Annotated in this window: 4 protein-coding genes; all 4 read left to right on the forward strand. The window is 41.7% G+C overall.

The genetic code is table 11. The features are described from left to right. The first annotated feature begins 70 nt into the window (after nucleotides 1–70). The 4 genes from QX565_RS16515 (at nucleotide 71) to QX565_RS16530 (ending at nucleotide 11,343) form a co-directional block, all read left to right on the forward strand. Nucleotides 71–3,448, forward strand: a complete 3,378-nt coding sequence (locus tag QX565_RS16515; protein ID WP_221649217.1) for a TonB-dependent receptor — start codon at nucleotides 71–73, stop codon at nucleotides 3,446–3,448. A gap of 14 nt (nucleotides 3,449–3,462) precedes the next feature. After that, nucleotides 3,463–5,307: a RagB/SusD family nutrient uptake outer membrane protein gene (locus QX565_RS16520; protein ID WP_221649216.1), complete on the forward strand. Its 1,845-nt coding sequence runs from the start codon at nucleotides 3,463–3,465 to the stop codon at nucleotides 5,305–5,307. 143 nt (nucleotides 5,308–5,450) lie between these two features. Beyond that, a complete protein-coding gene (locus QX565_RS16525) occupies nucleotides 5,451–9,908 on the forward strand; it encodes a polysaccharide lyase family 8 super-sandwich domain-containing protein (RefSeq protein ID WP_221649215.1) in 4,458 nt (1,485 codons plus the stop codon). A gap of 85 nt (nucleotides 9,909–9,993) precedes the next feature. Further along, nucleotides 9,994–11,343, forward strand: coding sequence for a glycoside hydrolase family 88 protein (locus QX565_RS16530; protein WP_289293554.1), 1,350 nt, complete (start codon nucleotides 9,994–9,996; stop codon nucleotides 11,341–11,343). Nucleotides 11,344–11,603 lie beyond the last annotated feature (260 nt).

Raw genomic sequence — 11,603 nt, forward strand, 5'->3', positions numbered from 1 at the left:
TGAGTAGGCTTAAATCTTTTAGGCCAAGGCTCTTATTGCACTTCATAGTTAACTTATAATTTCAAAAAATATGAATTTAAAGCACTTTGCATTTTTATTATTACTGTTCGTTTGTATTAATTTAGGAGCACAAACGAAGGAGAAGCAGATTAGTATCAGTTTCTCAAACATACCACTATCCGAAGCTATGGCTCGTATAGAGAAAGCAAGCGGATATACCTTCTTTTATGATGCAAAACAGACTAATCTTCAACAGAAAGTTAGTTTACATGCTGATAAGGAACCCATTTCTATTGCCTTGAAAAAAATGTTTTCCAAGACTGATTTAAATTTCGAAGTAACAAGTACACAGATTGCTTTGTTTCCTAAGAAAGAGATCAAAAAACCGGGGCAAGCAGTCACCATTCAAGGTAAAGTGGTGGACGAAACAGGTGAACCTATCATTGGTGCCAATGTGGTAGTAGACGGAACGACTAATGGGGTAATTACCGACTTAGACGGTAATTATACCCTATCGGCTCCATACAACGCAGATTTGAAAGTCTCTTATATTGGATATACTACACAAGTAGTAAAAGCCGGTCGTACATCGGTGGTGAAACTGAAAGAAGACTCTAAAGTATTGGATGAGGTAGTTGTAGTAGGTTATGGAACAATGAAGAAGCAAGACCTGACAGGTGCCGTAAATTCATTGAAAGGTGCCGATTTAGAAAAGGAACAACACCAGACAATTCAAGATATGCTTCGTACCGGAGTGTCCGGTTTATCTGTAGGAGTAGAAACTGATACTAAAGGTAATAGTGCCATGATGATCCGTGGAAAAGGAACTATCGGTGCTTCTACAAATCCTTTGCTGGTTTTAGACGGAGTAATCTACAGTGGAGAAATGACTGATATTAATCCGAACGATATTGAACGTATCGATGTATTAAAGGATGCCAGTTCAGCTGCTGTATATGGTGCACAAGCGGCCAATGGCGTTGTATTGATTACTACTAAAAAAGGTGGTGGCAAAAAACCAACTATCAATTTTAACGCAACATGGGGAGCTTCTTTCCTTACGTCTGTACCAGAAGTATATACAGGACAGGATTTTGTAAATTTCCGTCAAGACGGGATAAAGAGTATCTACTCTCAATCAGGTAAACCTTCAAATTACTATGATAACCCTTCCAATCTGACAAATACCGAATTAGCCCAATGGATGGACGGAGCATCAGGAAATCCAACAGAAGTATGGCTGAACCGCTTGGAGATGACCGGCACAGAAATTGAGAATTACATGGCTGGAAAGACAGTAGACTGGAGAGACCAGATTTATCAGAAAGCTGCTTTACGACAAGACTATACTGTTAGTATTTCCGGTAAGAAAGAAGATATGTCTTACTATTCTTCTTTAAATTATCTGAAAAACGAAAGTAATACACGTGGATCCGGATACAGTGCAATTCGTGCTCGTGTAAATCTGGAAAATAAAGTACAGTCATTCCTTACTTACGGTATAAATACACAATTTACCGCACGTGATGAAGGATATATTGGAACTACCTCCGGTTACTATAATGCATTGTCGCCCTACGGAAGCCTGTATGAAGACGACGGAACAACTTTGAAATATTATCCAAATGATAATAATAATGGTATCAACCCTCTGCTGGAACAGGCATATAAAAGCAAAATTAATAATATATATAATCTTAACTCTTCAATATATCTGAAAGTTAATCTGCCTTTGGGTTTCTCATTGCAAACTACTTATTCACCACGATTTGAATGGACAAATAAGTTGGAACATACCTCTGCCGATTATCCAAGTTCTACAGATAATGGAAAATCATCCCGTCAGAATATCACAGATTTCTACTGGCAATGGGATAATATGTTGAAATGGAATAAGGAATTTGGTAAACACTCATTTGACTTTACGGGATTAGTAAACTGGGAAAAATTCCAACGTTGGAATAATACAATGGAAAATTCACATTATCAACCCAGCGATAATCTGGGATTCCATGGTATTGGTTATGGCACAGACCCTGTAACAAAAGCGGATGATATCTATCGTACAGGCGCAGCTCTAATGGGACGTTTGCATTATGCATATGCCCAACGTTATATGGTCACAGCTACAATTCGTCGCGACGGTTATTCAGCTTTTGGTATGAGTAATCCTTATGCAGTATTCCCCTCTGTCGCTTTAGGTTGGGTATTCTCTGAAGAGAAATTCCTTAATAAACCGAGTTGGTTTGAGTATGGAAAACTTCGTTTCTCATGGGGTAAGAATGGTAATCGCAGCGTTGGAACTTATGATGCACTAATGAACCTGGATCCTCGTAAATATTTCTATATTGACCCCGTTACCGGTTCAGTGGTCGACATTAATACGTTCTATTGCTATCGCATGGCAAACAGTGACCTGAAATGGGAAACAACCGTATCCTGGAATGGTGGATTAGACTTCTCTTTCTTAGGCGGCCGTCTCTCAGGAAGCGTGGATGTGTATAAGAAAAAAACAACCGATTTGCTGAACGATCGTCAATTGCCAAGTCTGATTGGTTACAGTAGTGTGAAAGCCAATATCGGAGAAATACAAAATACGGGTATAGAATTATCCTTGAGTTCTACTAATATCCGTACAGCCAATTTAACGTGGCGTACTACTTTCAACTTAGCTTACAACAAAAATAAAATCAATCATCTGTATGGTATCATGGAAGATATCAAAGATGAAAATGGCAACGTAATCGGACAGAAAGAGGCAGATGATATCCAGAACAAGTATTTCATCGGACATGCATTGGATGAAATCTGGGGATATAAGTTTATAGGAGTATGGCAACAAGACGAAGCTGAAGAAGCAGCTAAATATAAACAAATCCCCGGAGACCCCAAAATACTGGATGTTGACGGAAACTATAAATATGATAATGATGATAAAGTGTTCCAGGGAAATGAAACACCGAAAGTACGTTGGAACATGCGCAATGAATTCACTATCTTCAAAAACTGGAATGTATCATTCAGTATGTACTCTTATCTGGGACATAAAAAGTCTCTTGACTATTTTACCAACAACAATGCACTTTTGACTGTGACAAACTCTATTAAACGTCAATATTGGACACCTGACAATCCTATTAATGACTATCCGCGTCTGAGAGCAACTTCTCCGGGTGGAATCTCCTACTCGATCTATAAAAATAGTTCATTCCTTCGTCTGGATAACATTACGGTAGGTTATACCTTCCCAAAAGAGATGTTGAAACGTGCTAAAATCGAGGCTCTGAATTTGAATCTGACAATGAAAAACGTAGGATACATCACTGGTTTCCCAGTATATGACCCGGAATATCAATCGAAAGTACCTACAGGTACTCCTAACCAAACGATAACCGGTAACCCCAATATACCGAGAACTATTTACTTTGGTATCAACTTAACCTTATAAAAACTTGTACATTTATGAAACTAATAAATAAGAATACAATCATTTCGGGTATGTTTGGATTTACCCTGTTGGTCAGCAGTTGTTCGGACTGGTTGGATCCAAAACCTTTATCATTCTTTACACCGGAAAATTCATTTAATTCATATGAAGGAATAAAAACCGGTGCTGACATGTTGAATCGTGACGTTCGTTACTTCGATTTTTATCCTACTTCAGGTTCAGCAGACCCATGTATCTTATCTGAATATTTCTTCTCGGATATGGGAGTCAATGCGCGTACCGATGCTTCAAATGCACCAATGGATCTGATAACTCAAATTACCCCAAGCGCTACTCTAACAGGAAATGGCAGCCAGATTAATAACTATTGGACTTACCTGTATAAAGGAATTAAAGATGCCAATACGTTGATAACACGTGCCGAAGATGTGGAATTTGAATCGGAAGCACAAAAAAAGGAAATTTTGGGTACGTTGTATTTCCATAGAGCTTTCCGTTATTACCGCTTGGTACATCAGTACGGCGATATTCCGTTTATAACCGAAGAAATCACAGTGCCTCGATACGACTTCTACACTACCAAACGTGAAGCGATCTTGCGTCAACTAAAAAACGATCTGGACGGAACAGTGGAATACATGTCTAACAATGTTTATATCGGACAAGTGAGCCAAGCAGCTGCTTATCATTTACTGACCAAAATAAACCTGGCTTTAGGTGAATTTGATGATGCAGTAAAAAGCGCTTCTGCAGTAATAAATGACGGGGTGCATTCTTTGATGAAAGAAAGATTTGGAGTAGATAAGAATGATGCTACTAAAGATGTGGTATGGGATTTACATCAATCGGCCAACAAACGCCTGCCGGAAAACAAAGAGGTACTCTATATCGTATTGGATGATTATGATATGAAAGAAGCACGTTCTGCTGCCGGTTTGGAAATCAAACGCCAGTTACTTCCGTGGTATTCAGCAGCAGGTATGATTATGACACCTGACGGTGAACAGGGATTTGTGGATAATGACGAAAAGAAGAATCCTTATTTGCTGCAATATGGACGTGGTGTATGTACCTTGCGTTCTACCTGGTATCATCAAAGTATGATTTGGACACTGGACGACACAGACTACCGCCATAAAGAAGGTAATTGGATAAAAATGACCGATTTGAAGTATAACAATCCGGCTTTGGTTGGCAAGAAATGGTATGATCAGCCTTTGCGCATGTATGACGATAACGGTAAATCATTAGTATCCGATACAATTCGTTGCTGGGCAGGATGGCCTCACTACAAAAGTAATATAGCAGACCAAAAAGAATCATGGTGGCGTGGCGGATGGGCCGACTGGTATGTATTCCGTTTGGCAGAAACTTATTTATTGCGTGCAGAAGCTTATACCTGGTTAAATAAAAAGGATCTGGCAGTTGCCGACCTGAATGAGGTCCGCCAAAGAGCCGGTGCAAGAGCTTTAGACCAAAGTGAAGTAAGTATCCGTCAGATCCTGGACGAACGTGCCCGTGAGCTCTTTTATGAAGAGCCACGTAAATGCGAGCTTACACGTATCGCCTATATCTATGCACAGACAGGTATTCAGGCAGATAATGGTAAAACTTACTCAGTGAAGAACTTTACGACAGACAATTTCTTCTATGATCACATTATGTCCGTTACGGATTTCTATAACAAAGGGGTAACAGCTAAAAATGGTCGTACATATACTATAGCACCCTATCATGTACGCTGGCCTATCGCTTTGACAGCTACCTCCACCAATGTAGAAGGACACATCAATCAAACCCCTGGATATGCCGGTTCAGAAAACAATATAGAACCGCTGGATATCTCGTTTGATGAATAAACTATAAAAATCTATCTCTCTATGAATATTTAACCAGAATATCCTCGCGTCTCTTTTGTCGGCCGGCATCAGGTCGTAGAGGATATTCTCTTTACACAAGTTTGTTAACGACATTCTAAATTCTCTTATAAATTTAACTTATTATGAAACACTTACTTACTACTCTTTCATTAGGGGCCTTGCTGCTTATGGGTGGGCCTACTACTGTACAAGCAGAGAAAGTCACCGTGCCATTAACAGAAGATGGTGCATGGTCTTTTAACTCTCAGCCCAGTGCCGTTTATTACAACGGAAAAACTTATTTTACCTGGATTAGTTCCAGTAAGGCATTAGTTGTTGCGTCTTACGATCACACAACAGGAGAAACCAAAGAAAAGGTTGTATCTACCGGTTATTCGGATGATTTCTCGTCTCCTGCTATTACAGTAAGAGGAAATGGGCAGTTACTACTTTTCAGTTCAGACAATAAGAAAGAAAATGGCTTCTATAGTTGGTATTCCACCAATGCGGAAGACATTACAGAGTGGTCCAGTTCTCAAAAACAGACTGGATATGGAATCAGCTCCACTACTCCTCACATGATGGGAAATGATCTGGTCGTATTCTGGCGTTCAAAAAACAATATAGGTTACTCTCTATTTGCAAATGTAGCCGATAAAACCGGAAATTTACCTACAGTTAAAACAAGAGCAGGATTTATCGGCTCTGATATCGGAAATGTATACGCAAACCGCGACGAAGTTCCGCAAATGCGTACTTGCCAAGCTGCAGATGGCACTATACACATGGTTGTTACACACTTAGGCACCGGTCTGACTTATAAAAACAGCACAGTTCATTATCTGAAGATTAATAAAAATGCCGCAGGAGACAAATTAGAATTCAAAAAGGCGGATGGCACTGCGATCTCCGGTATGAATGTCACCGAGTCTAAAAGTAGTGAACTGGATGTTATTGCCAAAGGAGAGGATACCAACAAGGTATGGGCATATGATATTGCACTCGATGCCAACGGTAATCCGGTAGTATTGTACGATGCTTTCACAGCCGCAGCAGATGGTACTACAACAGGACACACCTACTATTATGCCCGCTGGAATGGAACTGCATGGGAAAGTACAGCAATTACCACCGGAGACGGAGTTCCTATGAGCGAATACAAAGCGGTTGAGGGAAATACTTTTAAAGCCAAATCTTACCAAGCCGGAGGTATCTGCTTCGGAGCAAATGATTTGAATACTGTTTACCTGTCAAAGAAGGCAGCGGAAGGTGCTTTTGAAATCTACCGTTACGAAACCACAGATAATGGTGCTACCTGGACAGAGAAGGAGGTCATTACTTCGGGAACTCCTGCAGGTGAACTGAATATCCGCCCGATAGCCATTAAAGATGCTCCTGCTGATGTATTCTGGATGCAGGGTATGTATGACAATCCTACTAACTATAAAACTTCCATCTCCTGTGCCGGAGAAGGAGTAGCAACTACTGGAATCTTCTTTGGACAGGACTCTTATGAATTCGTAGCCAACGAAACGACGAACCTTGACGTAAGATTTGCTCCGCTATTCGCTACAGACAAAGAGTATACGCTCGAATCAAGCAATACGGGAGTGGTAGAAATTACCGCAGATGGTAAAGTGCTTTGTAAAGCTACCGGTGAGGCAACAATCACAGCCAAATTGAAGAACAATGCTTCTGTAAGTACCACTTGCAAGGTTACAGTATTGGGAGAATCTGTCTATAAGACTTTCATCAATCGTATTATTACAGATGTTGTTGCAAGTAAAATCTCCACTATTGACCAACTCGATAAAAACGTAGCTTCTTATCTGACACAATTGCAAGACGACGGTTCATTCCCTGATATAGACTATGCATCTGACGCTCGCACGGACTGGCCGCCAATGCAACATCTTGACAGATTGCTCGCCATGGGATTGGCTTATACCCAAACCGAAAGCAAGTATTATGGCAACGATGAGCTGAAAGCTAAGATGGATTTAATGCTTACCTACTGGCATAGCAAACAACCAAGTTCCAACAACTGGTATCAGAATCAAATCGGTGAACCGCAACGTATGGGACAATACCTGATTATTATGCAGAACTTAGGCAAAGAGAAAATCTCTGAAGATCTGTTCAATAAATCTATCGCCCGTTTGAAAAATAAAGGCGGAAGCCCCAGCTCTCAGACAGGAGCAAACCGTGTAGACGTAGCTTTGCACTGGATGTATCGCGCTTGCTTGACAGAAGATGACAACCTGATGCGTGAAGCAATGGATCAGATCTACTCTACCATTGAATATACTACTGGTGCAGAAGGTATCCAGTATGATAACTCATTTGCTCAACACGGACACCAATTACATATCGGCGCATACGGCGATGTATTCCTGGATGGTATCACCAAAGCTTGCAGCTATGCAGCCGGCACTCGTTTTACAGTAACCGGACAACAGCTGGACATCCTGAGCAGTCTGGTAAATACGTACATAGGTACCATTCGTGGTGGATATATGTCATATAACGTAATCGGCCGTTCTTCTACCCGCCCCGGTGCAACCAAGAAGGGAACAGGTATCATCGAACGCATGATCGCATTAGATCCTGCCAATACCGATAAATATGAGAAAACCATCGCACGTATCAATGGAACTCAACAACCGTCTTATGGTTTGGAACCCCGAAGCACACATTTCTTCCGCGGTGACTACACACTTCACCAGCGTCCGGAGTATACAGTAGACTTGCGCCTGGTTTCTACCCGTACGGCACGCAATGAATATCTGAAGGACAACGGCGAAGGTATCAAGCAATACTTCATGTCGGATGGATCTACCGCAATCATGGTAAAAGGAAACGAATACTATAACATCTTCCCGGTATGGAATTATGCAAAAGTACCTGGTGTAACTTGTCCGGAATTCACAGAGATACCGCAAGCCAGCACCTATATCAAGATGGGACAGTCGGCATTTGCAGGTGGTGTTACAGACAGCCTGTGCAGTGTATCTGCTTACAAGTACATAGACAATGAATTTAATATAAATTCATCGGCTAATAAGGCATGGTTCTTCTTCGACAAAGAGATTGTTTGTCTGGGCAACAGCATCAAGTCTGCTTCTGAATTCCAGATGAACACAACTGTCAACCAGTGTTTGCTGGATGGCGATGTAGTGATTTCTTCCAATGGTAACGAATCTACCTTGCAGGCAGGAGATTACAATTACGAAGATAATCTGGACTGGGCATTCCACGGAAACGTAGGTTACTATTTCCCACAGAAGGGCAAATTGCAACTGAACGCAGGTGAAAGAACCGGTAACTGGTATGACATCAACACCAACTATGCCGATGAAACAGTGAAGAACAATGTCTTTACTTTATCTTTCAACCATGGCACTCAACCAACTGACGGATCATATGCTTATATCATCGTTCCGGGCATCAGCAAGGATGATGCAAAGGCTTATAAGAGCGATAACATCGAGATTATCATCAACACTGACTCTGTACAGGCTGTTTACCACAAAGAGCTGAAAATGTACGGATTAGTATTCTACAAATCAGCAGGTTTCAGCAAGCATGGTTTGACAGTAGAAGCTGACGCGGGTTGCGTAGTATTGGTGAAGGATGCCGATAAAGCAGAAACAGTAGTATATATCTCCGATCCGACAAATGGTAGCAGCCCGATCAACTTAGGCATCGAAACTCCGGCAGTGAAAGGCAGACGTCTTGTTACTTATCAGAGTGAAGCTCCTTATCAAGGCCGTTCTATGAAGTTCGTGGTAAATGAAAACACACCTGCCTCAACCGGTAGAGATGTTTTGGCAGACCGTTCTGCATGGACCATTACTACTTCTTTGGCAGGCCCGGCAGATGCAACTGTAGGAGGAGACGATCCTAAGAATATGATTGACGACAGCACCGTAACATCCTTCTTGTTTGTGAAACCGGGAAAGACTTTCTCTGGTATCGTAGCACCGGCAGATTATATTCCTTCGTTCACGATTGATATGCAGACTCCGCAGGAAATGGAATATTTCGTTTATCGCCACCGTGATTATAGCAATACTACAACAGGTCTGAGAGCCAATCGCATATCTTTCTATGGCAAGAACAATGAAGCGGATGAATTCACTCCCGTTCTGGAGAATATAACCCTGGATACTTCTGTAGCCGAAAACAAGATATTGCTGCCCAATAAAGTATCTTTCCGTTATATTAAAGTAGCGATTACAGATTACGACAAAACGAACAGCAGCACCATCCAGGTTTCTGACTTTAACATCGGTAAGAAAACACTGATGGATATCCCGGAAAGCGGTGACCCGACTGGCATTACAGAAGTAAAAGCCGGCAACAGCGACTTTGCCGTATCAGTTTATCCGAATCCGGTGAAACAAGGAGAACAGGTACAGATCATCGCAGGTAATACTCAGGGCATCGAATTCAAACTGTATGATACAACAGGTAGCGTTCGGGCACAAGGTAATACCACAACTATTGATACCAACAGTCTGTCACAAGGTATTTATATCCTGCATGTGACAGATAAAGCTGCCGGTCAGAAAGCCACAGCTAAGTTTATAGTACATTAATTCCTTCTTTTCAGATGTCCGCAACAGCCTCCTTCCCCCAAAGGAGGTGTTGCGGATTTTTTTTATACTCTAACACCCTCTATTTATGAAGAAAAGCATATATGTATCAGGACTGCTCCTCCTACTCTCCTTAGGATGTAATGTAACAGTCGCCAACGGTAGCCATACTCCTCCCAGCTACACAGACGTTGAAAGCCAAGTGAAACGGGTGGCAAGCTGGCAGATAGATAACTTCCGCTATTCGGCTTCAGGAAACCTGCACGACAATGGCATAGCCTCCTGGGCACATTCAGTATTATACATCGGCCTGTCCGAGTGGGCGACACTGAGAGAAGAAGAGAGCGGGGCCTATTGGGAGTGGTTGTCCGGTATCGGCACCCAAAGTAACTGGAAGATGAACGGTATTTATCCTTATCATGCGGATGAGTTCTGCATCGGTCAGTTCTTCGCTGCCATGTATGGCAAACACAAACAAGATAAGATGATTGCCGGAACCCTGGAACGTATGGAACGGGTGATGTCCGATACCCGTAATACTTCTATGAGTTACCGGAACAAGGAGGCATGGACGTGGTGTGATGCCCTGTTTATGGCACCTCCCTTGTATGCCCGGATGAGTGTTTTAAAGAATGATACCCGCTATTTTGAATTCATGGACAAAGAGTTCAGAAAAACCTACGACTACTTATTCAATAAAACCGAAAAACTATTTTATAGAGACGACAGCTATTTCAACAAGACGGAAGCCAACGGCAAAAAGGTATTTTGGGGCAGAGGTAACGGCTGGGCAATAGCCGGAATCACCAATATTCTGAAAACACTGCCTGCGGATTCCGAATATAGAAGTTATTACGAAAGTATCTTCCGTTCATTGGCACAAAGTCTCATCAAATTACAGGATGGAAAAGGAGCATGGCATGCCAGCTTACTGGACCCGGATAGCTATCCGGCACCCGAAACAAGTTGTACGGCTCTCATTACGTATGCCCTGATTTACGGACTGAACAACGGGCTGTTGACACAACAGGAAGCGTATGAACCTGCAATAAAAGCATGGAATGTATTGTGTGAAGCGATACACGAAAATGGAAAATTAGGCTGGGTACAACCTATCGGGCAGGACCCGAAGAATGTAACCAAAGATATGACAGCTACTTTCGGCGTAGGAGCTTTTTTACTGGCAGCTACCGAAATGTATAAGCTGACAAAAGGAGGCGGTACGGGGATAGAGGAAGAAGAAACGGACGAAGATCTCCTTTCTTACCCGGAAACAAGAGTTACCATCTATAATGAACAGGGAGTCAAAGTGGCTAACGAGTTATCGAGAAATCGCACTTGTAAAGCAATCATACAAAATAATAATCTACCCAAAGGACTGTATGTGATAGTTCTACGGAATGGTGGTAAAAAGAAAGTCATCAAATACTTATACTGATCAATAATGAATCGAATCTATTTACGATTAGACGATTGACGATGTACGATTGAAGTTACCCTTTTAAAAGCCTGTTTTTCAGCAATGCTAGAAACAGAGTAATTCCAATCGTACATCGTAAATCGTCTAATCGTAAATAGATCCAGTTTTGAGCTTAATGGCGTTTGTCATTGCTATCAGTCTCTTTCTCCGGTATTGATAAAGCTCTATCTCGTAGAGTAACGTATGAAGCCTCGGTGTGTAGTCTTGTTTTAGATGTA

Source organism: Bacteroides sp. 41_26 (assembly GCF_949740115.1).
GTDB classification, from domain to species: Bacteria; Bacteroidota; Bacteroidia; order Bacteroidales; family Bacteroidaceae; genus Bacteroides; species Bacteroides nordii.

Coding starts and splice junctions, on each gene's coding strand:
- QX565_RS16515 (WP_221649217.1), top strand. CDS start 71: ATGAATTTAAAGCACTTTGCATTTTTATTATTACTGTTCGTTTGTATT.
- QX565_RS16520 (WP_221649216.1), top strand. CDS start 3,463: ATGAAACTAATAAATAAGAATACAATCATTTCGGGTATGTTTGGATTT.
- QX565_RS16525 (WP_221649215.1), top strand. CDS start 5,451: ATGAAACACTTACTTACTACTCTTTCATTAGGGGCCTTGCTGCTTATG.
- QX565_RS16530 (WP_289293554.1), top strand. CDS start 9,994: ATGAAGAAAAGCATATATGTATCAGGACTGCTCCTCCTACTCTCCTTA.